This window comes from Pseudarthrobacter cellobiosi, from assembly GCF_023913755.1.
Lineage (GTDB): Bacteria > Actinomycetota > Actinomycetes > Actinomycetales > Micrococcaceae > Arthrobacter > Arthrobacter cellobiosi.
Genome location: NZ_JAMXBJ010000035.1, coordinates 67,954 through 93,710 on the forward strand (window position 1 = coordinate 67,954; position 25,757 = coordinate 93,710).

The 25,757-nt window shown below is 66.3% G+C and carries 24 protein-coding genes; 14 read left to right on the plus strand and 10 right to left on the minus strand.

Features of this window, described 5'->3' with window-relative positions; all coding sequences use genetic code 11:
• Window positions 1–2 precede the first annotated feature (2 nt).
• From NG696_RS05420 to NG696_RS05435, 4 genes are all read left to right on the plus strand, one after another.
• Window positions 3–2,057, plus strand: a complete 2,055-nt coding sequence (locus tag NG696_RS05420; protein WP_252574565.1) for a LuxR C-terminal-related transcriptional regulator — start codon at window positions 3–5, stop codon at window positions 2,055–2,057.
• A 165-nt stretch (window positions 2,058–2,222) separates the two neighbouring features.
• On the plus strand, window positions 2,223–3,413 hold the full coding sequence (locus tag NG696_RS05425; protein WP_252574567.1) for an IniB N-terminal domain-containing protein: 1,191 nt from the start codon (window positions 2,223–2,225) through the stop codon (window positions 3,411–3,413).
• Between the two features lie 159 nt (window positions 3,414–3,572).
• The gene (locus NG696_RS05430; protein ID WP_252570583.1) at window positions 3,573–5,519 is read left to right on the plus strand and encodes a dynamin family protein; all 1,947 of its coding nucleotides are present in this window, start codon (window positions 3,573–3,575) and stop codon (window positions 5,517–5,519) included.
• Complete coding sequence (locus NG696_RS05435) at window positions 5,516–7,009, plus strand: dynamin family protein (RefSeq protein WP_252570258.1); 1,494 nt, start codon at window positions 5,516–5,518, stop codon at window positions 7,007–7,009. The genes NG696_RS05430 and NG696_RS05435 overlap by 4 nt, the downstream gene beginning before the upstream one ends.
• Window positions 7,010–7,018: 9 nt before the next feature.
• Here NG696_RS05435 and NG696_RS05440 read toward each other — a convergent pair whose 3' ends face one another.
• Both NG696_RS05440 and NG696_RS05445 read right to left on the minus strand, forming a co-directional pair.
• The gene (locus NG696_RS05440; RefSeq protein WP_252570256.1) at window positions 7,019–7,645 is read right to left on the minus strand and encodes a hypothetical protein; all 627 of its coding nucleotides are present in this window, start codon (window positions 7,643–7,645) and stop codon (window positions 7,019–7,021) included.
• 7 nt (window positions 7,646–7,652) lie between these two features.
• Window positions 7,653–8,042, minus strand: coding sequence for a PLD nuclease N-terminal domain-containing protein (locus NG696_RS05445; RefSeq protein ID WP_252570254.1), 390 nt, complete (start codon window positions 8,040–8,042; stop codon window positions 7,653–7,655).
• A 60-nt stretch (window positions 8,043–8,102) separates the two neighbouring features.
• Here NG696_RS05445 and NG696_RS05450 point away from each other — a divergent pair, with 60 nt between their 5' ends.
• Window positions 8,103–8,429, plus strand: coding sequence for a DUF4229 domain-containing protein (locus NG696_RS05450; protein ID WP_252570252.1), 327 nt, complete (start codon window positions 8,103–8,105; stop codon window positions 8,427–8,429).
• Here NG696_RS05450 and NG696_RS05455 read toward each other — a convergent pair.
• The 4 genes from NG696_RS05455 to NG696_RS05470 form a co-directional block, all read right to left on the minus strand.
• Window positions 8,426–9,307 (minus strand): 1,4-dihydroxy-2-naphthoate polyprenyltransferase, encoded by an 882-nt coding sequence (locus tag NG696_RS05455; RefSeq protein ID WP_252570250.1) that lies wholly within the window; start codon window positions 9,305–9,307, stop codon window positions 8,426–8,428. The genes NG696_RS05450 and NG696_RS05455 overlap by 4 nt on opposite strands.
• Window positions 9,308–9,385: 78 nt before the next feature.
• Entirely contained in the window at window positions 9,386–10,594 is a 1,209-nt protein-coding gene (locus NG696_RS05460) for an AMP-binding protein (RefSeq protein ID WP_252570248.1), read from the minus strand.
• Between the two features lie 59 nt (window positions 10,595–10,653).
• Complete coding sequence (locus NG696_RS05465; RefSeq protein WP_252574568.1) at window positions 10,654–11,619, minus strand: 1,4-dihydroxy-2-naphthoyl-CoA synthase; 966 nt, start codon at window positions 11,617–11,619, stop codon at window positions 10,654–10,656.
• Between the two features lie 62 nt (window positions 11,620–11,681).
• Window positions 11,682–12,443, minus strand: coding sequence for a CPBP family intramembrane glutamic endopeptidase (locus NG696_RS05470; RefSeq protein WP_252570244.1), 762 nt, complete (start codon window positions 12,441–12,443; stop codon window positions 11,682–11,684).
• 147 nt (window positions 12,444–12,590) lie between these two features.
• Between NG696_RS05470 and NG696_RS05475 the strand changes: the two genes are divergently transcribed.
• The 3 genes from NG696_RS05475 to NG696_RS05485 are packed head-to-tail and all read left to right on the plus strand — an operon-like array spanning window position 12,591 to window position 15,283.
• Entirely contained in the window at window positions 12,591–13,601 is a 1,011-nt protein-coding gene (locus tag NG696_RS05475) for a metal ABC transporter substrate-binding protein (RefSeq protein WP_252574570.1), read from the plus strand.
• Window positions 13,601–14,401, plus strand: coding sequence for a metal ABC transporter ATP-binding protein (locus tag NG696_RS05480; RefSeq protein WP_252570240.1), 801 nt, complete (start codon window positions 13,601–13,603; stop codon window positions 14,399–14,401). The genes NG696_RS05475 and NG696_RS05480 overlap by 1 nt, the downstream gene beginning before the upstream one ends.
• Before the next feature lie 3 nt (window positions 14,402–14,404).
• Complete coding sequence (locus tag NG696_RS05485) at window positions 14,405–15,283, plus strand: metal ABC transporter permease (protein WP_252570238.1); 879 nt, start codon at window positions 14,405–14,407, stop codon at window positions 15,281–15,283.
• 99 nt (window positions 15,284–15,382) lie between these two features.
• On the opposite strand, the gene NG696_RS05490 is transcribed toward NG696_RS05485, so the two are convergent.
• Complete coding sequence (locus tag NG696_RS05490) at window positions 15,383–16,246, minus strand: DUF4097 family beta strand repeat-containing protein (protein WP_252574573.1); 864 nt, start codon at window positions 16,244–16,246, stop codon at window positions 15,383–15,385.
• Window positions 16,246–16,761 carry a histidine kinase gene (locus NG696_RS05495; protein ID WP_252574576.1) on the minus strand — a complete coding sequence of 172 codons (516 nt, stop codon included), beginning with the start codon at window positions 16,759–16,761 and terminating at the stop codon, window positions 16,246–16,248. Before NG696_RS05495 ends, NG696_RS05490 begins: the two co-directional genes overlap by 1 nt.
• Window positions 16,762–16,982: 221 nt before the next feature.
• On the opposite strand from NG696_RS05495, the gene NG696_RS05500 reads away from it, so the two are divergent.
• From NG696_RS05500 to NG696_RS05520, 5 genes are all read left to right on the plus strand, one after another.
• Complete coding sequence (locus NG696_RS05500) at window positions 16,983–18,704, plus strand: ABC-F family ATP-binding cassette domain-containing protein (RefSeq protein ID WP_252574578.1); 1,722 nt, start codon at window positions 16,983–16,985, stop codon at window positions 18,702–18,704.
• 191 nt (window positions 18,705–18,895) lie between these two features.
• Window positions 18,896–19,243, plus strand: a complete 348-nt coding sequence (locus tag NG696_RS05505; protein WP_252570231.1) for a molybdopterin oxidoreductase — start codon at window positions 18,896–18,898, stop codon at window positions 19,241–19,243.
• Window positions 19,243–21,759 (plus strand): nitrite reductase large subunit NirB, encoded by a 2,517-nt coding sequence (gene nirB / locus NG696_RS05510; RefSeq protein WP_252574580.1) that lies wholly within the window; start codon window positions 19,243–19,245, stop codon window positions 21,757–21,759. The genes NG696_RS05505 and nirB overlap by 1 nt, the downstream gene beginning before the upstream one ends.
• Window positions 21,756–22,139: a Rieske (2Fe-2S) protein gene (locus NG696_RS05515; protein WP_104060429.1), complete on the plus strand. Its 384-nt coding sequence runs from the start codon at window positions 21,756–21,758 to the stop codon at window positions 22,137–22,139. The genes nirB and NG696_RS05515 overlap by 4 nt, the downstream gene beginning before the upstream one ends.
• Before the next feature lie 188 nt (window positions 22,140–22,327).
• Window positions 22,328–23,788, plus strand: a complete 1,461-nt coding sequence (locus NG696_RS05520; RefSeq protein WP_104060428.1) for an amino acid permease — start codon at window positions 22,328–22,330, stop codon at window positions 23,786–23,788.
• A gap of 302 nt (window positions 23,789–24,090) precedes the next feature.
• On the opposite strand, the gene NG696_RS05525 is transcribed toward NG696_RS05520, so the two are convergent.
• Together NG696_RS05525 and NG696_RS05530 are read right to left on the minus strand one after the other, a co-directional pair.
• Entirely contained in the window at window positions 24,091–24,870 is a 780-nt protein-coding gene (locus NG696_RS05525; RefSeq protein WP_445260427.1) for a dienelactone hydrolase family protein, read from the minus strand.
• Window positions 24,871–24,901: 31 nt separating this feature from the next.
• Complete coding sequence (locus NG696_RS05530) at window positions 24,902–25,075, minus strand: CsbD family protein (RefSeq protein WP_252570224.1); 174 nt, start codon at window positions 25,073–25,075, stop codon at window positions 24,902–24,904.
• A gap of 133 nt (window positions 25,076–25,208) precedes the next feature.
• Here NG696_RS05530 and NG696_RS05535 point away from each other — a divergent pair, with 133 nt between their 5' ends.
• A complete protein-coding gene (locus NG696_RS05535; protein ID WP_252570223.1) occupies window positions 25,209–25,667 on the plus strand; it encodes an SRPBCC family protein in 459 nt (152 codons plus the stop codon).
• Window positions 25,668–25,757 lie beyond the last annotated feature (90 nt).

Here is a 25,757-nt window from a genome sequence, read left to right on the forward strand (position 1 = left end):
TCATGGCGGCCGAACACACGCAGCCCGAAGGGAACCAGCCCGAGGCAGATACGTCGGCGCCCGGCGGAACCAGCCACATGGCACAGCAGCTGTGGGGCGAGAACGCGGCAGTCCGGGAACTCCTGCTGGCACTGTCCGTGGGGTTCACCTTGCCCGGCCCGCTGCCAGCGGAGCTCGACCACAAGCTGGAAAGTCCTGACAGTCCGGGCCTGGACGCGGTGGTTCAGCGTGCCGAGTCCTCGGGCCTGCTGCTTGCCGACGGGACAGTCGCCGGCCCGGCGCAGCACGCGCTCCTGAACGGCACGCCCACGGCCCGGGTTCATGCATTGCAGCGGCAACTCGTCGGTTTTGTGTCGGCCGAGGGCCGGCCTCTCGGCGACCTTGCCCGCGAACTGGCAAGAGGCGGGCTGGCCGACCCGAGGGTCGCCGCCGAACTCGAAGCCGCCGCGGACAAAGCGCTGCAGCGCGACCCCGGTCTGGCCGCCCAGTTATACAGCGAAGCGCTGCTGGCAGGGGCGGATGAACTGCGCACCGCTGCCCGCCGCGCCCAGGCCGCAGCCGCAGCGGGCGACCTCGACGCCGCCGGCCGAATTATTGACGGTCTCCTGGTGAGCTCCGATCCGCCGGACGTCAGGCTGGGCGTGGATGTTGCCGCTTCCGTCTGGGCCCAGCGCGGGCTGTTGGTCCGCAGCGCCGACCTCTATGCCTGGCTTGGTCCGGCGAACATGGGCCGGTCCGCACCGCTTGCCGCGGTGGCCATGATCGGCAGCGGCAACCGGATGGGCGCGGAAGAGGCCTTTCCCGCCGGGTCGGCATCGGTGTCGCCCACCCTAGTGGCGGTGGCGCTTTCGCAAACGGGCAAGGGCGTGATGGAGTCGATGGAGCGGGATCCACACAAGGGCCTTCCCCTGCTGATCCATGCTTCGGACATGCTCAACGCGTCCGGTTCGGCGCTACCCCTTCCGGACACCCCTGGAGCGTTGGCCGCGTTGCTGGCCCTCCACAGCGGTGAACCCCACGTAGCGGACACCATCATCCGCTCCGCTGTCGCCGCGAGGCAGGGCGGTGACGCCGCCAGGCCACGGCTCCACCTCTTGCAGGCGTGGTCGGCCATGCAGCAGGACGATGCTGGCGAAGCACGGCTGGCCATCAACGAAGCTTCCAAAGCTAACCACTGGCCGCTGGTGCCCAGGGACGAGTTCCTGTGCGCGGCCCTGGAAGTGGGCCTTGCGCGGCGCAGCGGCGACGTCCATGACCTGGTGATGGCCTGGGAGCGCGCCCGCGAAGCGATGCTGCACACCGCCGTCGACCTTTACAGCCTGCTGCCGTGGGGCGAACTGATGATTGCTGCCGCCCGGTTGCGGGAGACACGGCGCGTCGCGCATTATCTGGATGAAGCGTGGGCTCTGCTGACCAAGCTGGGGGAGCCGCCCCTGTGGGCCGTTCCGCTTCACTGGGCGGCAGTCCAGGCTGCCCTGCTGAACCAAAGCCCGGCCGACCTTGCCCCGCATGCAGCAGCGCTGGTGCGGGCCGCGGACTACAGTCACATGGCCGCTGTGCTCGCCGCCGCCGGCAAGGCCTGGGTCAGCGTCCTGGCCGGCCGGTTCCAGGCGACGGATGTGGAGAACGCTGCCCGGGGACTGAAAGTGGTGGGCATGCCGTGGGAAGGGGCCCGGCTGGCAGGACATGCGGCCGCGCAGGCAGACGAGCGCAGGGACATGGTGCGGCTCCTTGCCTGCGCCAGGGACCTCCACCCGCAGGGCGGAACCACCGGGCCACCCGCCGGGCTGCCACCGCAAGTACGCCGCAGCGCCGCCGAGAACAACCATGGCGCGCATCCGGACGCCTCGGGGCTCAGCGAACGCGAAAAGGAAGTGGCACGGTTGGTCCTGGAAGGGAAGACCTACCGGGAAATCGGCGAAGCCATCTACATTTCCCCCCGGACCGCTGAACATCACATTGCTCGGATGCGGCGGAGGCTTGGGGCCGAAAACCGCTCCGATCTACTGGTGCGCCTGAGGCTGGCGCTAAGTGCAGATCATCCGGGCCCGGACTGAGTCCCTACTGCCCCTAGCCACGAAACAGGGAAACCCCTAATGCGGGGCATCCGGATACGGGGACACAACCCGATGCCCGGCCCCTACCAAGGACCTTAGGTTTGATTTAAGCCCGGCACCGAGGCCTGGCGTTCCACAACTCAGAGAAGATTTGAGGACCATCCAATGCCTACACTCGCAAACCAGCTCGTCCAGTTTCTGATGGGACTATTCAACAACCCCGCCGCTGCCGAGGAGTTCCTGAACGATCCGGAAGGATCACTCGAGGATGCCGGGCTGCGCGAAGTCTGCTCGGCCGATGTTGACGCCGCTATGCCGGTTGTCCTGGACTACGCACCCATCACCGTCAACGCTTCTTCCTTCGACCGGGAGTACAACACCGGCGGGAACACCTCGTGGACCGGCGGCAACGGCGGCGCCGGCCACACCCCGCCTCCTGCAGGCGGCGGCGCAGGCCACACCCCGCCACCGGCGGGGCACGACCACCATGACGACCACGCCCACGCCGTCCAGCAGCTGCACCACGTGGTGAACAACTACTCCTACACGTCGACGGTGGACGACCGCGACACGATCACGGACCAGTCCGTGAACCAGAACATCTGGGCCGACGGCGATGTGAACCAATGGTTCGACAACGAGGCTGTCATCGCATCCGGCGATCAGGCCCTGGCTGCCGGCGACGACAACAACGTCCGGGACTCCTACAACACCACGGACTCCTACAACACGGACAACACCACGGACAATTCCACGGACAACTCGATCACGGCCGGCGGTGACGTCAACATCGGCAACAGCGACCTGGATGTGGACGATTCGTTCAACACCGACGTTGACCTTGATGTCGCTGATTCGTTCAACGACAACTCCGATAACTCCGATAACTCGGATAACTCCGATAACTCGGATAACTCCGATAACTCGGATAACTCCGTGGACAACTCGGTGGAGATCGAGGATTCCTTCCAGGACAACTCCGACAACTCGGACAACTCCGACAATTCGGACAACTCGACGAACACCGATGTTGCCGTGGAGATCGAGGATTCCTTCCAGGACAACTCCTCCGTGGACAGCTCCACCAACACCGACGTGGAGATCGAGGATTCCTTCCAGGACAACTCCTCCGTGGACAGCTCCACCAACACCGATGTTGCGGTTGACGTGGCGGACTCCTTCAACGACAACTCGCAGACCGAGACCACCGAGGTGGAGGTTGTTGATTCCTTCAACCCGGTTGAGGTCGAGGTCGAGGACTCCTTCCAGGACAACTCCACCGAGGACAACTCGACGAACACTGACGTGGCTGTGGACACCGAGGTCGCGGTCGAAGATTCGGAGATCAACCTCTAATCATCAAGTTCCGGGTACCGGGAGCGCCCGGCAGGAGGCCATCCACCTCCTGCCGGGCTCTTCGCGGATTATCCCCCGTCCCACCCGCACCCCTGCTGCAAAGGACAGATTATGGCTGAATCGCAACGACCGGGAGGCCCTGGACGTACGCCGGTGCCGATGAACGCCGGCCAGCTGGCGTTGCTGGTGGAGCAGGGCATCGAGCTGGTGGGGACAGGGGACCGCGCGGACCTGCGGAAACGCCTGGACCAGACCCTGCGCAGGCTGAAGGATCCGAGTATCCGCGTGATCGTGGTGGGGGAATTCAAGCAAGGAAAAAGCAAACTTATCAACGCCCTGGTGAACGCCCCGGTGTGCCCTGTCGACGACGACATCGCCACGTCGGTGCCCACCGTGGTCCGCCACGGGGAACCCGCGTCCGCCGCCATCCTGCTGCCCAAAGCCGGCACAGAGCCCGGCGACGAAGCCGCACTGGAGCGGCAGCCCATCAACATAGCGGACCTGGCGGCTTACGTTTCCGAGCGGGGCAACCCCGGAAACGTCAAGAAGCTGGTAGCGGCCGAAGTTTTCCTGCCCCGCAAGGTCCTGGCCGGCGGGCTGACGGTCATCGATTCCCCGGGCGTCGGAGGACTGGGGTCCTCGCACACATTGACCACCCTCACAGCCTTGCCCACAGCGGACGCCATGCTGCTGGTTTCAGATGCCTCGCAGGAATACACCGAGCCCGAAATGCGGTTCCTGCGCCAGGCCATGCGGATCACCCCGAGCGTTGCGGGCATCCTGTCCAAAACGGACCTGTATCCGGACTGGCGGCGTGTGGAGGCCATGGACCATGCCCAGCTCGCGCAGGTGGCGCCGGACATCCCACTGTTCGCGGTTTCCTCAGATCTCCGGCTGGAGGCTGCACGCCTGCAGGACAGCGAACTCAACGCCGAGTCGGGTTTCCCCGTGCTGATCGGCCACCTCCGGAATGAAATTGTGGGCAAGGCGGAACGGCTGCAACGGCGCTCCGTCAGCCAGGACCTGCTCTCCGTGACTGAGAACCTGCGCCTGTCCTTGCGGTCCGAACTGGGAGCGCTTGAGGATCCTGGGGGGACGCCGCGGATGATTGCAGGGCTGGAGGAGGCGAAGACACAGGCCGATGAGCTGCGCAAACGTTCCGCCCGGTGGCAGATTACGCTCAACGACGGCATCGGCGACCTGATCGCGGACATGGAGTACGACCTCCGGGACCGCCTGCGGCGCATCCAGCGCGAAGCCGAGGCTGCTATTGACCAGGGCGATCCCGGCCCCACCTGGACCCAGTTTTCCGCGTGGCTCGAGGAGTGCGCCGCCGCCGCGATCTCGGACACGTTTGTGTGGACCAGCGAACGCGCGCAGTGGCTGGCCGCGCAGGTGGCGGAGCATTTTTCAGAGGACGAAGTGGCCCTGCCGGTGCTTCACGTTTCGGACACCGGCGACGCGTTGGACCCGGTGGACAACATGCCAAGGCTCGACGACGGGCACGTGAACCCCCTGCAGAAGGTCCTGATCGGCATGCGCGGATCCTACGGGGGCGTGCTGATGTTCGGGCTCTTGACGGGAATCTTCGGTATGGCCCTGATCAATCCCCTGTCAGTGGGCGCGGGCCTGCTGCTGGGCCGCAAGGCGTACCGCGAGGACAAGGAAGCACGGTTGAAGCGCCGGCAGGCCGAAGCCAAGGCGCTGGTCCGCCGGCAGCTGGACGATGTCACCTTCCAGGTGGGCAAACAGCTCAAGGACCGGCTGCGGCTGGTGCAGCGCTCCACCCGGGACCACTTCACGGAAATCGCGGACGAACACCACCGCTCCCTGGCGGATTCGGTGGCGGCGGCCCAGAAGGCAGCCACCACCTACACGCTGGAAAAGGACATCCGCATCCGCGAGATCAAGGCCGAGCTCAAGAAGGTGGACGCCTTGCACCATGCCGCCGGCCTGGTGGCCGCCGAAGTGGCCCAATCCCCGGGGCCGCAGGCCTCGCAGTCTCCGGCCGGGCGCGGCACGGCGATGGGAAACCCGGCGTCGGGAAGTCCGACGACGGGCGGCCAGTCGGCGGGCACGGCGCCGGTGGTTGCGGCGGCCAGATGAAGGAGTCCATCAGCGCGGGAGTGGCGGACCTGATCCAGGACGCCCTGCTCGTGTATGCGGACGACCCCGCTGCGGCTGCGGCATTGGAGACTTATGCCCGGCGGCTGTCCGAGCCCCTCAGACTCGCTGTGGCAGGCATGGTCAAGGCGGGAAAATCCACGCTGCTGAACGCCATCATAGGGGAGGAGATCGCCCCGACCGACACCGGGGAATGCACAAGGATTGTGACCTGGTACCGCTACGGGCACACGCCGCGGATCACGGCCTACCCCATTGCCGGTGAACCGCATATCCTGCCGCTGAAGCGTGTGGACGGCCGCCTGGTGTTTGTCCTGGGCAACGCCCGCGCCGAGGACGTGGAGCGGCTGGTGGTGGAGTGGCCCTCGCCGGCCTTGCGCGAGCTCACCCTGATAGACACCCCGGGAATCGCCTCGTTGTCCGAAGACATCTCTGCCCGGTCCACCGATTTCCTCATCCCCGTGGACGCGCCCTCCGAGGCTGATGCCATCATCTACCTGATGCGCCACATGCACGCCTCGGACCTGCGGTTCCTCGAATCCTTCAGGGATACCGAGGCGGGTAGGTCGGGAACCGTGAACGCCCTTGCCGTGCTGTCCCGGGCCGATGAGATCGGCGCTGGCCGCATTGATTCACTTCTCTCAGCCGGTGAGATCGCCGAGCGTTATCGCCGGGACCACAGCCTGCGGAAGCTGGCGTTGGGCGTGGTCCCAGTGGCGGGGCTGCTGGCGCAGAGTGCACGCAGCATGCGCCAGTCGGACTTCGAGTCTCTGCAGGTCCTGGCCGGCATGGAGCGGTCCGCCCGGGAGCGGATGCTGCTCTCGGCGGACAGGTTCATCAGGGCCTCTGTCCCGCAAAGCCTGGGCGCTGAAGCCCGGGCCTCCCTCCTTGAGCGGTTCGGGCTGTTTGGGATACGGCTGGGCGTGGTGCTGATTCGGAGTGGCTTCACGGAACCCACGCCACTGGCGCATGAACTGGCCCGGCGCAGCGGGCTGGACCCCTTGCTGCACCTTGTGGCCCGGCAGTTCCAGGCCCGCGGGGATGCCCTCAAAGCCCGCACTGCCTTGGTGGGAGTGGAAAGCTTGCTGCGCACCGCGCCCAGGGAGGGGGCCGGCCGCCTGGCCGCAGCCTTGGAACGCCTTCAGGCCAACGCCCATGAGTTCCGTGAGCTCCGCCTGCTCGCCACGATCCGTACTACGGGGGTATCCCTCAGTGATGAATTGGCGGCGGAGGCTGAAAGGCTGGTCGGCGGCTGGGGTGCGGCGCCCGCCCTGAGGATGGGGCTGGCTCAGGATGCCGGACCGGACGTAGTCCTGGCCGAAGCCCGCCGCTGCCTAAACCGGTGGCGGACGGTATCGGAAAACCCGCTGACGGAGCGCTCAGCCGTGGAGGCCTGCCGCGTGGTGATGCGCAGCTGTGAGGGCGTCGTGGCTGAATGCTCGGCCCGGCAGCTGCACCCGCAGTCCGCCTGAGGTCAGCCCTTATTGCCGCGTCCGCGCCGGCCTGACCTGCGCCGACTGGATCCGCGCTGCCTTGAGCCACCTGCCTGCCGACGGCACAAAAACCGCTGCCAGGCCGAAGAAGGCCAAGCCCGACTGGGCTCCCCAGAGCAGGACAACATAGCTGCCGGCGTCGCCCTCGGGGACGAGGAAAGCCGCGGCCACCACCATGACCAGTACCTGCCCGGCCAGCAGCGGGATCATGAGCCAGCGGGACCAGCCGCGGCGCGCTGAGAAAATTGCCAGCGCCGCCGCTTCGAGCAGGATCACCAGCAGCAGGGCGCCCAGGCTACCCCAGAAAACAATGGTCGCGGATGTGGTTACAGCGTCAGGTCCGCCGCCGGGGGACATCTGGTCCACCACAGTGCGGAGCCGCTCCAGGTGTGAGTCGCGGGTGAGGAAGGAACCGATGAGTACGGCCAAGCCGGCAACGAAGCTGAGTAGCCAGAGTGTCCGCGCCAGGCGGACACTCCGCGGTGCGGGCGGAATGACCAGGATGGGCGCCGGTGCGGCGTAGGACAGCCCGGGCCGTGGCGGCGGCGGAGGAGGCGCGGCAGCCCCGGCGGGTGCAACTGGCTGTTGGGATTCTCCGTCGGGGTGCTGGGCCATGTTTCTCCTACTTCACGTCACCGGTATCGTGGGTGTCCGCGTCTCCTGTGCTGGCATCGCCGTCGGCCTTGGTCTTCGCCTCAAGGTCATCCTTGAGCTTCTTGAGGCGGGCGGCTTCGGCCTGGTTGCGGCGGCGCATTTCCAGGTTGCGGAGGAAATCGGGATCATCATCCGGGGCGGTGGGATGGCTGCGTGTTTGGCGGACCGGGGCTGAGTCACGCGGGCGGCCGATCAACAGCCACAGGATGGCGCCAACCACCGGAAGGACAATCATCACCACGATCCAGGCCGGCTTGGAGATCCCGCGGGTGAGGCGGCCGTCAGTGCGGATCACGTCCACCAGGCCATACACAAAGATGACGAGAACGGCGACGGCGAGAACCACACGGAAGAGCATGCCATTAAGTCTATCGTCCGCAGGCCGGGGGCGTTCAGGCAGGGCGGCTAAACTTGTACCGTGGCTTTTCTGAAATACTCCCTGATCCGGCTGGCGCTGTTTGCGCCGCTCTTTGTGCTCTTTATGTTCCTGAAGCTGGGGGCGGTGCTGTCAGTCATCTGCGCAGCGCTGATCGCGTTTGCGGTCAGCTACCTTTTCTTCCAGAAACAGCGCGACGACGCCGCTGCCGCCATTCACGGACGGCTCTCCGGCAAGGCCAAGCCGCTGCGAAGTGAAAGCGAGGTGGCCGACGCCGAAGCCGAGGACAGCCTCCTGGACGCCAACCCGGACATCACCATCCGGAACAGCGGCCCGAAGGCACCCGAAACGAAGGCGCCCGAGGCCTAGAATCCGTGGCTGAGCACCAGTCCCAGTGAGAACAGCAGGCTGTAGCCGAGGTTGATCAGGCCGGTCTGCTGGAGCACGGGAATGAGGCTCTTGCGCTTGCGGCCGTTGATCATCAGCCAGGCGGGCATCAGGCAGGCCGGGATCAGCAGCAGCACGATCAGCATCCACGGCCGCCCGGGAGCCAGGATGACCACCAGCAGGATGGCCACGGCGAGCATCAGCACGTAGCTTTCGCGGGCGTGCTTGTCGCCCAGGCGCACGGCCAGGGTCTTTTTTCCGGCCTGGATGTCGGTGGGGATGTCGCGGACGTTGTTGGCCATCAGCAGGGCGCAGGCAATGAGACCGGTGCCGATCGCGCCGATAACGGCCGGCAGGTTGACCTGGCCGGCCTGGGTGTAGGTGGTGCCGAGCGTTGCCACCAGGCCGAAGAAGACAAACACAAAGACGTCGCCCAGGCCCATGTAGCCGTAGGGGTTCTTGCCGCCGGTGTAGCCCCATGCGGCCATGACGCAGCCGACTCCCACCAGGATCAGCCACCAGCTCTGGGTGATCACCACCAGCGCCAGGCCGAACAGCATGGCCACGGCGAAGGCGCCGAACGCTGCATATTTGACGTGTTCCGGCCGGGCGGCGCCGGAGCCCACCAGCCGCAGCGGTCCAACGCGGTCCTCGTCGGTGCCGCGGACGCCGTCCGAGTAATCGTTGGCGTAGTTCACGCCGATCTGCAGGAGCAGCGCCACCAGGGCGGCCAGCACGGCATTAACGGGGCGGAACGAATCCAGCTCGTAGGCCGCGGCGGTGCCGATCAGTACCGGGGCGATGGCGGCCGGCAAAGTGCGGAGGCGGGCGCCTTGGATCCATTGTGCGGCTGTGGCCACGGTCAGTACCTCTGTTGGGTCGGGAGAACGGTGAAACGGTAGTGGCGGCCGCGAATGGGCCACCGCTGCAGGTCTACTCTACTTTCCCTGATGCAGCGAGTTGAGCCGGTCGATCATCGCCAGGCGGTCCGGCTTGCCGTTGGGAAGCAATAGCAGTTCCGGGGCAGCCAGCACGGTTTTCGGTGCCAGGAGGCCCAGCCGCCGGTGCCATTCCTCTTTGAGTACGACGGCGTGATCCCCGGTTGTGCTGCCAGTGGCACCCGAGCCCGCGGCTGAGGCAGCGCCAGCGGTGCCGGCGTCGAGCGCAACAAACGCGGCAACAGCCTGGCCCCATTCCGTGGACGGGACGCCCGCCACAAAAGCCGCCGCGACGCCGTCGGACTTTTCCAGCTCTTCCTGCACATGCGCGGCCGAGACCTTAACGCCGCCGGTGATGATGACGTCGTCGGCACGGCCCAGCACGGTGAGCCGGCCGTCCGCGTCCAGGGTGCCGAGGTCATTGGTGCGGTACCAGCGGACGCCGTCCTCCTCGAAAAACGTGTCCGTCGCTTCCGGCGCATCCACATACCCGGCGGCCACGGTGTCGCCGCCCAACAGGATACGGCCGTCATCGGCCACCCGGACCTGGACGCCTTCCAGCGGCACGCCGTCGTACACGCAGCCGCCGCAGGTTTCGGCGGACCCGTAGGTGGTGATCACCCTGACGCCGGCCTCGCGGGCGGCGTCCAGCAGCCCGGCCGACGCCGGTGCGCCGCCCAACAGGATGCCGTTGAACCGCCGCAGGACGGCCAGGGTCTCCGGCGACGGTGCCTCCAAGAGGCGTTGGAGCTGTGTGGGGACCAGCGAGGTGAAGCGGAACTTGTCGGTCAGCTCCAGGGCACCGGCCGTGAACGCCTCGGGGGTGAAACCGCCGGACATGTCCATCACCCACGGGCGTGTGCCGGCGAACAGCGACCGCACCAGGACCTGCACGCCGGCCACGTACTGCACGGGCAGCGCCAGGAGCCACTGGCCCTCACCCTCGAGCGCAAGGGCGGTGGCCATGGATGAGGCCGCCAGCGCCTCGACGGTCAGGATGGTGGCCTTCGGCGCGCCCGTCGAGCCGGATGTGCGGACCACCGCCACGGCGTCATCGCAGCCGGGCGTCTCAGTGTGTCCCACCACCAGTTCGCCGTCGGGGCCCACGGAAAGTTCGACGGCGGGTCCCTCACCGTGGAGGGCGGCGGCCAGGGCTTTGAGCACCGGGTCGATGTCCGTGGGACCGATGGTCTGGGTTCCGAGATTCATGTGCCGTCCTGCCTTTGAAGTCAGCCGGGGCTTGGAGGCCGGCCGGCTTGAAGTGGTGCCTAGAAGTAGTGCGGGAAGCGGGACCAGTCCGGGTCCCGTTTCTCCAGGAAGGCTTCCTTGCCTTCCACCGCCTCGTCTGTCATATAGGCCAGGCGCGTGGCTTCGCCGGCGAAGACCTGCTGGCCGGCCAGGCCGTCGTCGGCAAGGTTGAAGGCGAATTTCAGCATGCGGATGGCCTGCGGTGACTGCCGGGCGATGTCCGCGGCGTATTCCAGGGCCACCTCTTCGAGGCGCTCGTGGTCCACGGCCTCGTTCACAGCGCCCATGCGGACCATGTCGTCCGCGGAGTACTCGCGGGCCAGGAAGAAGATCTCGCGGGCGGACTTCTGGCCGATCTGGCGGGCCAGCAGCGCCGAGCCGTACCCGGCGTCGAAACTTCCCACCGTGGCGTCTGTCTGCTTGAACTTGCCGTGCTGGCGGGAGGCGATGGTGAGGTCCGAGACCACGTGCAGGGAGTGCCCGCCGCCGGCGGCCCAGCCGTTCACGACAGCGATGACCACCTTGGGCATGGTCCGCATGAGCCGCTGGACCTCGAGGATGTGGAGGCGCCCGGCGCGGGCGGGATCGATGGTTTCCGTGGTCTCACCGTCTGCATAGCGGTACCCGTCCCGGCCGCGGATCCGCTGGTCCCCGCCGGAGCAGAAGCTGTGTCCGCCGTCCTTGGGGGAGGGGCCGTTGCCGGTGAGCAGGACCGTGGCGACGTCCGGGGTCATGCGGGCGTGGTCCATGGCGCGGTAGAGCTCGTCCACGGTGCCGGGGCGGAAGGCGTTGCGGACTTCCGGGCGGTTGAAGGCGATGCGGACGGTGGGCAGGTCCCTGGTTTCCGTTCCGGTTGTTGAGCCCGTCGAAACACGCTCTACCTGCCGGTGGTAGGTCATGTCCTGGAAATTGTCGAAACCCGACACGGTGCGCCAGCGGGTGGGGTCAAAGACGTCGGACACCTTGGCGGGAATTTGGTTGCTCACCGGACAAGTCTAGTAATCGGGTCAGCTGATGCAGAACCCGTTGCCCTCGGGTACGGCAGCTGTCAGGGCTGGACCTGCTGCAACTGCTCGAATAGCTCGGGCGGGATGGCGTAGATGAAGATGACCGCCAGCAGGTTCTTCGCCGCGTGCACAAAGTAGGAGAACATCAGGTTTTTCCCGGTCCACACGTAGACAAATACCAGCGTGGCGCCCATGGCCAGATAGGGGAGCAACGCACTGAGCGTGATGGCTTCCTGGCCTGCGATATGGATGCCAGCAAAGAGGACCACAGAGAGGGCACAGCACAGCCAGATGTTGAGCTGGCGGCTGAGCTTGCCGATCAGCAGGTGCCGGAAGATGTACTCCTCCACAAACGGGCCCACCACCACCAGGACAGGCACCATCAGCCAGGCAGGGACCTGTTGCATCAGCGCCTGCAGTCCGGCTTGGTTTGCCGACGTCTCGACTCCGCCAGCGGCCGACACCACCACGGCCGTGAGGATCATCATGGCCACCACCGCCGCGGGCACCATCAGCAGCGTGAACCACGGACGGGTGGCCAGCACGCGCAGGTCCCGGGCCGCCACCCGGCGGGCGGCGGCCAGCGCCAGGATCCCGATCGAGCCATAGAAGATGAGGTTCACGCCGTACGACGCTGCGGCCGGGCTGGGGGCAAACTGGCTTATGAACGGGACCAGCAGTTCCCCGGCCACGGCGAAGAGCCCGGCCGCGGCCACATAGAGGCCGACGGCGGTGAAATCAAGGGCGGAAGACCGGTACAGCTCGGGCTGCGGCGCGGGTGGTTTCCGGTGTGTGGTGGCCATGTCTTCAGCCTAGCTCCACCCCAACTAGGTAGCGCTAACTGTCGTTTTGAGGCCCCAAAGCGACAGTTAGCGCTACCTAGTTGGGGCGGGTCGTGCTGGTGGGCGTCACATTGCGGGGCCAGATCGGCGTCCGGTAGAATATTCGGCATGCCTAACTTTTTGTTTCGGCGCGCCAAAGTAGCCATCCGAACCCTCGCCCGGGGAACGGCGGCGTTCCGCGCTGCCGGCGCCGCCGCCGTCGTCCTCCTGTCACTCTCCCTTACCGCGTGCGGGGGTGACGCGTCAGGCAACAGCGACAGTGACAAGCCGGTGGTCCTGACCACCTTCACGGTGCTGGCCGACGTCGCCCGGAACGTTGCGGGGGACAAGCTCACCGTGGAGTCGATCACCAAGGCGGGCGCCGAAATCCACGGCTACGAACCCACCCCCGGCGACATACGCAAGGCGGCCAAGGCGGATCTCATCCTTGACAACGGCCTGAACCTCGAAGCCTGGTTCGGGCAGTTCGTGGAGGGCCTGGACGTGCCGCACGCCGTGGTCAGTGACGGTGTGGAAGTCATGTCCATCAGCGAGGACTCCTACCAGGGCAAACCGAACCCGCATGCGTGGATGTCGCCGGTGAACGTGCAGATCTATGTGGACAACATGGTGAAGGCGTTCAGCGAGCTTGACCCGGAGAACGCCGCGGCTTTCAAGGCCAACGGTGACGCGTACAAGGCCGAACTGCAGGGTGTGCAGGACGAGATTAAGGCAAGCCTCGCTGGCCTCCCGGAGAACCAGCGCGCCCTGGTGACCTGCGAAGGCGCCTTCTCCTATCTGGCCCGCGACGCCGGGCTCAAAGAGGTCTACATCTGGGCGGTCAACGCCGAACAGCAGGCCACGCCGCAGCAGATCACCCGCGCCATCGAGTACGTCAAGGCGAACCAGGTTCCCGCCGTGTTCTGTGAATCAACGGTGTCCGATGCCCCCATGCAGCAGCTGGTGGGCGCCACCGGCGCGAAGTTCGGCGGCACACTTTATGTGGATTCGCTGTCCGAAGCCGACGGTCCCGTACCCACTTACCTGGACCTGATCAGGCACGACGCCGATGTCATCACCAAGGCCCTGGCCGGCACCTCAACCGGCACCTCCACCGGCTCCGCAGCAGGGGCGAAGTAATGAGCACCCCGGCCATCCTGGTTGAAAACGTCACCGTCCACTACGGCGAGGTCCTGGCGCTCGATTCCGCCTCGCTCACCGTGGACGCCGCCCGGATCTGCGGCCTGATCGGCATGAATGGGTCCGGGAAATCCACCCTGTTCAAGGTGATCATGGGAATGATCAAGCCCGACGCCGGCCGCGTGCTGATCGGCGGACAGTCACCCACCAGGGCGCGCAAGGAGGGCGGGATCGGCTACGTGCCGCAGAGCGAGGATGTTGACTGGCAGTTCCCGCTGTCTGTCCGCGATGTGGTGATGATGGGCCGCTACGGGCACCAGGGCTTCACCCGGCGCCCCTCCAAGGCCGACCGCGCCGCCGTCGACCAGGCACTGGACCGCGTGGAACTGGGCGAGTACGCGGAGCGGCAGATCGGGCAGCTGTCCGGCGGGCAGAAGAAGCGTGCTTTTGTGGCCCGCGGCATCGCCCAGGGTGCCACCATGATGCTCCTGGACGAACCGTTCGCCGGTGTGGACAAGCGCTCCGAGGCCACCATCACCCGGCTGCTGCGCGAGCTCGCCTCCGACGGCTGCACTATCCTGATCTCCACCCACGACCTCCACGCCCTGCCCAACCTGTGCGACGAAGCCGTACTCCTCATGCGCCGGGTCCTGATGCACGGCGCCCCGGAACTGGTCCTGCAGCCGGAGAACCTCGCCATGGCGTTCGGCCTGGATGTGCTGAACCGCGAGCTCCCGGAACCTGCCCACCCCGCCACCACCAGCGCGGCTACCCACGCCGGCACCGAGAGCAGGGGCTGACCCATGGAACTCCTCGACATCCTGCTCGAACCGCTCAGCTACGACTTCATGGTCCGCGCCATCATCACCACCGCGCTCGCCGCCGTCGTCTGTGCCGTCCTCAGCTGCTGGCTGGTGCTGATCGGCTGGTCCCTGATGGGCGACGCCGTCTCCCACGCAGTGCTGCCCGGCGTAGTGCTGGCCTACATAGTTGGCGCCCCGTTCGCGCTCGGTGCGCTGGTGTTCGCGCTGATTGCGGTGACCCTGATCGGCGTCGTCCGCAACACCAGCCGGGTGAAGGAGGACGCCGCGATCGGCATTGTGTTCACGTCGCTGTTTGCCCTTGGCCTGGTGCTGATCTCGGTCACACCCAGCCAGACGGACCTGAACCACATCATCTTCGGCAACCTCCTGGGCGTCAGCATCCCGGACCTGATCCAGGTGCTGGTGCTGGGCGTCGTCGCCTTCGTCATCCTGATCCTGAAGCGCCGCGACCTGACCCTCTATGCGTTCGATCCCACGCACGCCCACGCGATCGGGCTCTCCCCGAAACGGCTGGGGGCGCTGCTCATGGGGCTGCTGGCGCTGACGTCGGTGGTGGCGCTGCAGACAGTGGGTGTGGTGCTGGTGGTGGCCATGCTCATCATCCCCGGCGCCACGGCCTACCTGCTCACGGACCGCTTCAACCGGATGCTGGTCATCGCCCCGGTGATTTCAGCGGTGTGCTCCATCGCCGGCATCTACTTCAGCTACTACCTGGACACGGCTTCGGGCGCCATGGTGGTGCTCACGCAGGGCGTGGTGTTCGCCGCCGTCTACCTGTTCAGCCCTCGGCAAGGACTGATCGGCACCCGGCTGGCGAAGGCCCGCCGCAGGAAGGCCGCCGCGCTTCTGGTTGGCTAGGCCCGGACGGACTTGCGGTTGTGATGACCGTTTGGGTGCCTGCCATGACTTTTCCTTTGCAGAGGTCATGCCTGGTGTGGTTCTTTACCTGGTGGAGTTTTACCGCGTGGGAACAGGGGAACGCCGCACGGTGATATCGCCGTAGGCGCTGCGGGCGCGGATCTCCACTTTGGCGTCCGTCTCGCTTGGCCCGGTGGTGGCGTCGAGTCCGTTGCGGACGCGCCCGTACTTTGTGCTGAGGTCCAGCCACGCGGCGCTGCCTTCGCGGACGCCGATGGCCAACGAACCCGCGGCGGTCTGGATGGTCAGGATTCCGCGGGCCACCTCGCCGACCGTGATGTCGCCGTTGGAGGCCTTGATAGTGGTGGTGTCGCCGGCCCGTTCAACGGCGACGTCCCCGTTGGCGGCACTGACCTTGAGTTCACCGGCGGCATCCACGATGTACGTGCTGCCGTTGCCGTTCTTGACGCTGGCGGTCCCATCGATTTCCCGGATCCGGATCTTGCCCGAGCCGGTCTTGATCTCGGCCCGCCCCGCGACGCGTTCCACGGTCACATCGCCCATGCCCGTGTGGACCCGGAGTTCCGTGCAGTGATCGAGCTGGACGTGGCCCATTTCCGTCTTCAGTTCGGCGGAGCTGAATTCACCTTCGCAGCGGAGGTCGCCCATGCCGGACTTCAACTCCAGGCTGCAGCCGATGGGCACTTCAACGGTGATGTCCACGGCGCCGCCGTCGCCGAACCAGCTGTGGCGGCGCTGGGGTCGCAGCCGTACCTGCAGGCGTCCATCCGTGTAGTCCACGGTGGTCTGCTCCGCCGCCTTGATGTCCAGGGCCCGGGTTACCTCGCGGGGCCGGATGTTGACTACGGTGTCGGTGCGGTTGCCGGCGACAATCAGAATGTCGGCACGGACGGACACGTCCACTACGACGGCGATTGGTTGGGGGGTCTCGAAGATTGTCATCAGCGTGCCCATCCTGTGAAGTTCTGCTCGCCGGGATCGCGGCGAATGGTCCGATGGGTGGATTGGCTGCCGTTGAGCGCGTCCGCGACGGCCCGGATCAGCCAGGAGTTCACGGACAGGCCTTCAAGGCCGGCGGCCTCTTCAACCTGCTGCTTGAGGTGGTCCGGAAGGCGGAGCGTCGTGCGCGAGGTGCTGGCGCCGTCGAACACTTCCGGGGCCTGCCGGGCCGGCTGGCTGGAGCGTTCAGTCACCAATTCGAAGTCGCTGGCGGCGGGCGGGCTGGTAACCACAAACTCCGGATCGCGGCCCCGGAGCCGTACCTCCACCGACGCCGGGGCCAGCTCGAGGGTGATCTCGCTGGCGGCGTCGGAGAGGGCTTCGAGGAGGACGAGCCGGACAGTGGAGTCAAGCGCGGCAGTGAGGCGTTCGCTGAGTTCCCGGGCCTCAGGGCCACCGGCTTCGGCGGCAACACCCAGCTGATGCTGGACGGCGGAGACGTATTGGTTGAGTTGCATGACACCATGCTGACGTCATTTTGGTGTCACGTCAATACTTTCTGGCGAATAATGGCGTCACCGGTGGTGTCCCGGCTTGACGCTGCGGCTTCCGGCGGGGAAGCTGGAGCGATGAAGTCCTGAGCAGCAGCCCGGCAATGCCGGACTGTTCCCCCGAATCCAGGGCCGCCGTCGAGCACCAGTTCCGGCGGCCACACTGCGGAATCTTGCGAGGACTTGTCTTGACTGAACACCTGAACCTTTCCGGCGTCTCCCACGGCTACGGCGACCGGCAATTGCTGGACGGAATCGGCCTGGTCATCACGGCCGGCGAGCATGTTGCCATCGTCGGCGAAAACGGTGCCGGCAAATCCACGCTGCTCCGGATCCTGGCCGGGCTGGAAGCGCCCGACGAAGGAACTGCGGTCAGCCACGGCCGCGTGGGCTACCTTGCCCAGACGCACGGCCTGCCCGAATCCTTCACCGTGGGCGCCGCCGTCGACGCTTCCCTGGCCTCGCTGCGCGCCCTCGAAGCCGAACTTGACCGGCTGGAGGCCGGCCTCGCCGATGCCGAGGACGACGAGCTGGAAACCTACGGCCGGCTGCAGACCGAGTACCAGCTGCGCGAGGGCTACGCCGCGGAATCCCGAGTGGAGGCGGCGCTCGACCGGCTGGGCCTGGGTGGCCTGGACCGGAAGCGAACGCTGGGATCGCTCTCCGGCGGCGAGCAGGAGCGCGTGGCGCTGGCGTGTGTCCTGGCCGATCCGGCGGACATCCTGCTCCTGGACGAACCCACCAACCATCTCGATGCCCGCGGAACCGCCTGGCTGGAGGACCGGCTGGCCGCCCATCGCGGGACAGTGGTGGTGGTGTCCCACGACCGCGTGCTGCTCCGCAAGGTGGCCAGTACCGTGATTGAGGTTGATGCCGAGCGCCGTACCGTGACCCGCTACGGCAACGGCTACGACGGCTACCTCCGCGAGAAGGCCGCCGAACGCCAGCGCTGGGTCCAGCAGTACCACGAGTGGATCGACGCGATGGAGGCGGAGCAGCGGCAGGCGGACACCGTGACCGACAGGATGGGCTATGCCCGCAAGCGCGACAACGACAAGATGGGCTTCGACTTCAAGGCCGGCACCTGGCAGAAAGCGGCGACCAGCAAGGTCCGCAACGCGCAGGAACGGCTCCGTCGGCTGGAAGCGAGCCCCATTGACCGCCCGCCGGTGCCGCTGCGGCTTGCGGCGGAGCTCGCCGTGGAACCGGAGGCTCTGTCTGTGGCGCCTGCGGGGCCCGGGGCAGCTGCCGCACCCGGGGATGACTCGCTCTTGACCGCGTCGGCGGTCCTCGTGGCCCGAGGCGTCGCAGTTCCCGGCCGCCTGGGCGTCACTGATTTCGTGGCCCGCACGGGCGAGAAGATCCTCATCACGGGTCCGAACGGCGCCGGCAAATCCACGCTGCTCTCCGTGCTGGCGGGAACCTTGGAGCCCGCCGAAGGGTTGGTTCAGCGGCCTGCGCGGATCGGCTACCTGCAGCAGGAACTCGAACTGCCGCAGCGGCCCACGCTCCGCCTGCTGCCGGCCTTCGCGGCCGGCCTTGGCGGCAACATCGATGAGCACGCCGAGGCACTCCTGCGCCTGGGGCTGTTCCGCACCAGCGAGTTCCACGTCCCGGTGGGCAGCCTGTCCGCGGGCCAGCAGCGCAGGCTTGCCCTGGCCCGGCTGCTGCTGGGCGGCTACGGCACGCTCATTGTGGATGAACCCACCAACCACCTGGCGCCGGTTCTGGTGGAACAGCTCGAGGAGGCGCTCGCCGGCTTCACCGGGACCCTGGTTATGGTCAGCCACGACCGCGCCCTTCGGGACTGGTTTGCCCGGTGCGCGAAGAAGACCGACAACTCGCGCACGGACGAGGCCGGGCGCTGGATCCGGTACTCGATGGACAAGGGCGTGCTGGCTGCGGCCTGAAGCAGCCAAGACACACCACCGTCCTTGGGGGCCACGACTGCCCGTGCCCGAAACGGCGCAAGAGCCCCGGCGGCGGCGCGGAAACGGTGAGTTTTGCGTAAAAAGATTGTTACCCACCGACCGGCAGGCGGAAACATCGGCGGCGGAAGATAGGCCTATGCCAGTCTCCCGCCGGCCGAAAGGATCTGTCCGTGATCACCAAGAACCTTTTCCTGCAGGGCATCTTCCCGTTTGTGGGCACGGGGCTGGAAAAACCCGTCCCCATCCACAGCGAGCTCTCGCACTACGTTCCGGATGGCGTCATCAACCAGACGCTCTACTTCCGGGGCGGCAACTCGAGCAGTGAGCTCATCACGGTGGTCCTGATGCGGAACGGCGTGCCCATGCGGTACTTCCCCATCGGTGCCAAGAGCGAGGTCCATGTGCCGCTGCGGGTGGTGGAGGACATCGACGGCGGCTCGGTGGTGGAGCTCTATCTCGCCGCCCCGGATGGTGTTGGGGGATCCGTGGTTGTTGATCTGGGCATGGTGGAACACTGATGACCAGCGTGCTTGACCGGCCGCAGGGGAGGCACACAGGCGCCGCGCCACGCCGTCGGCTGGTGGTGGTGGGCAATGGGATGGCCGGCGCCCGGGCGGTGGAGGAGATCCTTGCCCGGGGCGGCGCGGACCAGTTCACCATCACCATGTTCGGGGACGAGCCGTACGGAAACTACAACCGGATCATGCTCAGCCACGTCCTCTCCGGCGAAGAATCCGACGCGGATATCTTCCTGAACGCCCTGCCCTGGTACCGCGAGAACAGCATCACGTTGCACGCCGGGGTCCGTGTTGACCGGATCGACAAGTTCACGAAGAACGTCTTTTCCAATGATGGCCGCGTTACACCGTACGACACCCTCATCATCGCCACCGGGAGCCGCTCCCACATGCCGCCGATGGACGGGCTGTACACACCCGGCGGGTCCGTGAAGCACGGTGTGTTCGGGTTCCGCACCATCGATGACACCCGACGGATGGTCCAGCATGCGCAGCAGGAGCATCACCGGCGGGCCGTGGTGATCGGCGGCGGCCTGCTTGGTTTGGAGGCGGCCTATGGCCTGAAAAGCCACGGCATCGAGGTGGAGGTGGTGCACTCGGGCGGGCACCTCATGAATGCCCAGATGGGGCCCGACGGCGGCGCGGTGCTGCGCAGGAGCGTGGAGGCCCTGGGCATCCGGGTGCACACGTCCAGCCGCACCACAGCCGTCCTCGGGAGGGACATGGTCAGCGGCGTCAGCCTCCGGGACCGGGAGGACATCGCCTGCGACATGGTGGTGGTGGCCGCCGGCATCCGGCCGAACGTGGACGTGGCCGTGCTGAGCGGGCTGCCGGTGGAGCGGGCCATTGTGGTGGATGACAGGCTCCGGGTCCAGGACGAAGACGACATCTACGCCGTGGGGGAGTGCGTCCAGCACCGCGGCGAGGTTTATGGGTTGGTTGCGCCGTTGTGGGAGCAGGCCGTGGTGCTTGCCAACCACGTGACCGGCGCCGATACGTCGTCGGCCTACCTTGGCTCGCGGACCGCCACCAAGCTGAAGGTTGCCGGCGTCGACGTGGCATCCATGGGACTGCACGGCCCCGAGCTCGACACGGACGAGCACATCGTCTTCTCGGAGCCCAGCCGCGGCATTTTCAAGTCCATCGTGGTCCGCGACAACAAAATGGTGGGCGCCACGCTGCTGGGCGACAGCCGGAAGGTGGCCTACCTGACGCAGGCCTACGACCGCGGGCTGCCGTTGCCCGACGAACGGATCGCGCTGATGTTCGACGTCGGCGGGCCGGGTGAGGCGGTGGGCGTGGCCGAGCTCGACGACGGCGCCCAGGTCTGCAACTGCAACGGCGTCAGCAAGAAGGCCCTGGTGGACGCCGTGAAGGGCGGCTGCACCACTGTTTCCGGCGCCATGGACGCCACCCGGGCGGGCAAGGGCTGCGGTTCCTGCAAGCTGCTGGTCAAACAGGTGGTGGAATGGGCCGCGGACGGCGCGGTGGAGGAGGACCCAGCGGCCAGCTACTACGTGCCCGGGATCCCGCTGGACAAGCCGGCCCTGATGGCCGCCATCCGGAAACAGGGCCTGCGCTCCGTCTCCCAGGTGTTCATGGCACTGGCTCCCGGCAGCGCCGAGGACGCGAAATCCAAAATGGGCCTCGCATCACTGCTGAAAATGATGCTCGCGGACCAGTACACCGACGAACGCGACGCCCGCTTCATCAACGACCGCGTGCACGCCAACATCCAGCGCGACGGCACGTTCTCCGTGGTCCCGCAGATGAAGGGCGGCGTGACGTCCGTGCAGCAGCTGCGCCGCATCGCCGACGTCGCCGAGAAGCACAACGTTCCGCTGATCAAACTGACCGGCGGGCAGCGGATCGACCTCCTGGGGATCCCCAAGGAGGACCTCCCGCAGGTCTGGGCCGACCTGGACATGCCCTCCGGGTACGCCTACGGCAAGAGCTTCCGCACCGTGAAGACCTGCGTGGGCAAGGACTTCTGCCGTTATGGCACGGGTGACTCCACCAAGCTGGGCATCGAGATCGAGTCCCGGTTCCAGGGCATCGAGTCGCCGGCCAAGCTGAAGCTGGCTGTGTCCGGTTGCCCACGGAACTGCGCGGAATCGCTGGTCAAGGACGTGGGTGTGGTGGCTGTGGAGGGCGGACGGTGGGAGCTTTACGTCGGGGGAGCGGCGGGCGCCCACATCCGCAAAGGCGACCTGCTGGCCACCGTGGATGACCCCGAGGAGGTCAAGCTGCTGGCCGGCCGGTTCATGCAGTACTACCGCGAGCAGGCCAACTGGCTGGAACGGACCTACTCCTTTGTGCCGCGGGTGGGCATCGAGCATCTCCGCGCCGTCATCGTCGAGGATTCCGAAGGTGTCGCCGCGCAACTGGACGCCGCCATGCAGGCATCCGTGGACAGCTACGTGGACCCGTGGAGCGAACGCGACGATCCGCTTACGCCGGGCCAGTTCCGCACGTCCCTGCCGCTCACGGTCCTGCCCCAGGTGCCGGTCCGATGAGCGCCGACCCGATCAGCACGGAGCCCGTCAGTCCCGAGCCCGTCACCACCACCAGCCACATCCTGGGCCCCGTGGACCAGATCCCGTTCGGTGAGGGCCGGGCCTTCGGGGTGGACGCCGAGCAGGTGGCGGTCTTCCGGCTGCGGGACGGGACCCTGCGCGCCCTGTCCGCGGTCTGCCCCCACCGCGGCGGCCCCATTGCGGACGGCACCATCGACCGGGAGGTGGTGATCTGCCCGCTGCACCAGCACGCGTTCAGCCTGGAAACGGGCTGCTCCAGCACCGGCGCCGAACCTTTGCGCACGTACAGCGTCCAGGAGGATGCCGAACAGAACATTGTTCTGAAGTATCCCCACATGCGTGGCAATAGTTTGGCTTAACCGGGTCAGGGTGTAGCCCGCGTCACTTGCTGCGGTTTGAGTCTTGTAGGATAGACAGGCCGCGCGAACTTCGACGTACTGTGACTTTCCATACAGAAAATTCCTTGAAGCATCAAGAAACCGAATTTTCGGGATGGAGAAGTCCCTGCCAAGGGTGCCGGCCAATCCCCTACCCACAAGGAATTGTTGTGCCTCAAAGTACCCCCACAGAACTCGTGAGCCCGACGGCGCAATCCGCCGTCGTCGACTCCACCCTCAGCGCCGAGGGCTACAAAAAATCCCTGAGCGGACGCCAGGTCACCATGATTGCCATGGGCGGCGCCATCGGCGTCGGCCTCTTCATGGGTGCAGGCGGACGCCTGGCCTCCACTGGCCCTGCGCTCATCTTCTCCTACGCCATTGCCGGCGTCATCGCCTACCTGCTGATGCGGGCCCTGGGCGAACTCATCATGTACCGCCAGACGTCGGGTTCCTTCGTCAGCTACGCCGGCGAAATGTTCGGCAAAAAGGGCGCGTACCTGTCCGGCTGGATGTATTTCATCAACTGGGCCATGACCGGCATCGCTGAACTCATCGCGATCGGACTGTACTTCCAGTTCTTCTTCCCCAACGTGCCGGTCGAACTCAGCGCCATCGCCGCGCTGCTGCTGCTCGTGGGCGTCAACCTCATGAGCGTCAAGGCGTTCGGCGAATTTGAATTCTGGGCCTCCTGCCTCAAGGTCGGCGCCATCGTGATCTTCCTGGCCGTGGGCACCTTCATGGTGGTCACCAACGCCCAGGTGGGCGACGGCAACGCCTCGGTGAACAACCTCTTCGCAGCCGAAGGCGGAATGTTCCCCAAGGGTGCGCTGGTGATGATCCTGGTCCTGAACGCCGTGATTTTCGCCTACAACGGCATTGAACTCGTCGGCATCACGGCCGGTGAAATGCAGGACCCCGCCAAGGAAGTTCCCAAAGCGATCCGCGCCGTCGTCTTCCGCATCGTGGTGTTCTACGTCGGTTCGGTGACGCTCCTGGCGATGCTGTTGCCCTCGGACCAGTACGTGGCCGGTACCTCGCCGTTCGTCACCGTTTTCGGCCAGATGGGCCTCGGCTGGATGGGCGATGTTATGAACATGATCGTCATCACCGCCGCGCTGTCCTCCTGCAACTCGGGCCTGTACTCGATCGGCCGGATCTTCCGGACCATGGCCAACAACGGGCACGCCCCGGAGTGGCTGACCAGGATGTCCAAGAGCCACGTGCCGTACGCCGCCATCCTGGCAATCGGCGCCGTCTACCTCGTTGGCATCCTGCTGAACATCTGGCTGGGCGGCTCACACGCCTTCGACCTCGCGCTCAACTCCGCGTCGATCGGCGTGATCTTCACCTGGGGCGCCATCTTCGCCAGCCAGATCGCGCTGCGCCACAAGAAGGGCAAGGTCTCCTCCCTGCCCGCGCCCGGCGGAACCTGGAGCAGCTGGGCCGGACTCATTGCGCTGCTGGCCATCGCCGTGCTCATCGGCTTCGACACCATGACCAGCAAGACCGGCGAGGTATTCCACCTCGGTCTCTGGACACTGGCCACCATCCCGTTCTTCGCCCTGGTCCTGTGGCTGGGCTGGCAGAAGGTCAAGCACAACGAGCCCAAGAGCGAGCTCTTCTGCTAGGTCTTTTCGCCTCAGCAGCCGGACGCTCTGCGGACGGACGCTAAGAAGTCGGACGCTAAGAAGTCCGACGTCGGCGGGTCACCCTTTCGGGGGCGGCCCGCCGTCGTCGTTGGTGGAGCCTGTCGAAACCCCCATCGGTTGCTCCGTGACCGCCCTTTTGAGCGCTCAAAAGGGCGCCTACGGAGCAACCGATGGGGGTCGGTTGGCGTCCACGCTCTTGAGGTGCCGGGCGAAGTGGTCTTCGATCCGCTGCCAGGCTTCGGGGGAGGACTCCGGGTCAGGGCCGATGCCCATGACCCGCATCAGCGGCCGGAAAACCGCCGGGCCCAGGTCGATTTCGTTGAGGAACGCGTGGCCTGCAGTGNCCGCATCAGCGGCCGGAAAACCGCCGGGCCCAGGTCGATTTCGTTGAGGAACGCGTGGCCTGCAGTGGGAAATTCCTTGACGCTGTTTTCGATGCCGAGGTTGTCCAGGGCGGTCTCAAGCTTGCCGGCCGCGCCCTTAAGGGTGAGGTCCCGGCCGCCGAAGTTGGCCACGATGGGGCAGGCGCCGCGGAGGCTTTCCTCGAGATTGCCGGGCAGGCGGCCGTAGTTGACCGAGGCCGCGTCGAAGCCGTCGCGGGCCACCAGCAGCGCGAATCCTCCGCCCATGCAGAACCCGATCACCCCGGTCTTGCCGGTGGACAGCGGCGAAGTGGCCAGCCAGGAGCGGGCGGTGGCGAGGTCGGTGAACGCGCGGCCGCTTCCCCTGAGCATGCTCCGCATGGTGCTGACCAGGCAGCGGCGCGGGCCGCCGTCGCTGAACAGGTCCACCGCCAGCGTCAGGTACCCGGCTCGGGCCATCCGGTCTGCATGCCCGCGAACGAGTTCGTTCAGGCCGAAGGCTTCGTGGATCATCAGGACCGCGGGAAACGGACCTGGTCCGGATGGCGTGGCGAGATATCCGCCGAGCGAAGGCGAACCGCCGGCAGCGGCACTCTGCGCACTCAGGTCCACATAAGTCATGGGCCAAGGGTAGCCGCCGCCGTCGATCCCCTCCGTCGACGCGGTCGGCGGACACGAGAACGGCGGCGGACCCCCCATGGGAATCCGCCGCCGTTCGAATGTGGAAGGACTAGTTCTTGAAGGTGTCCTTGACGTTTTCGCCGACCTTCTTGGCGTCAGCCTTGACCTGGTCCGCCTGGCCTTCGGCTTTGAGTTTGTCGTTGTCCGTGGCGTTGCCGGCCGCTTCCTTGGCCTTGCCGCCCAGGTGCTCTGCTTCGTTACTGATCTTGTCTCCGAGGCCCATGAGTCTGGCCGCCTTTCGTTTTCAGGGGATCAAACAATGCCGTTTCAGAATAACACAAAGCATGCTTACCATTTCAAGGGGCCCCGATATCAGCGGCCTGTCGAATGTCAGCGCCCCCGACTAGGCTCGATGCATGGAACACAGCACAAGCCTGACCCGGCACATCCATGCCACGCCCGAAAAGGTCTGGGCGGTCATCTCGGACATCCCCGGTTCCGCCGCCACCCTGTCCGGCATCGACGCCGTGCAGATGCTCAGCGACGGGCCTTATGGCGAAGGGACGCGCTGGAAGGAAACGCGGACCATGATGGGCCGCTCGGAGACAGTGGAGATGTGGGTGGCGCAGGCAGATCCTCCCCGTAGCACCACGGTCAAGGCCCTCCAGGGCGGCGCTGACTACACCTCGCGCTTCAGCCTCGCCGAGCGCGACGGCGGGACGGACCTGACGCTGACCTTCGGCGCCGACGTTGTCAAACCCACTCTGCTCAGCAAGGTCAGCATGACCCTCTTCGGCAAGCTGGGCATGAGCATGACGCGCAAGGCGCTCACCAAGGACCTGGCGGAAATCGCGGCCAAAGCGGAATCCCTCTAGGTGCGTGGGTCGGTAATTGTTTGAGGGTTCCTCAGGTTTGAGCCGTAATGGCCCGAGGCCGGTTTCCTTGTCTTGGAAAGGTGCCGGCCT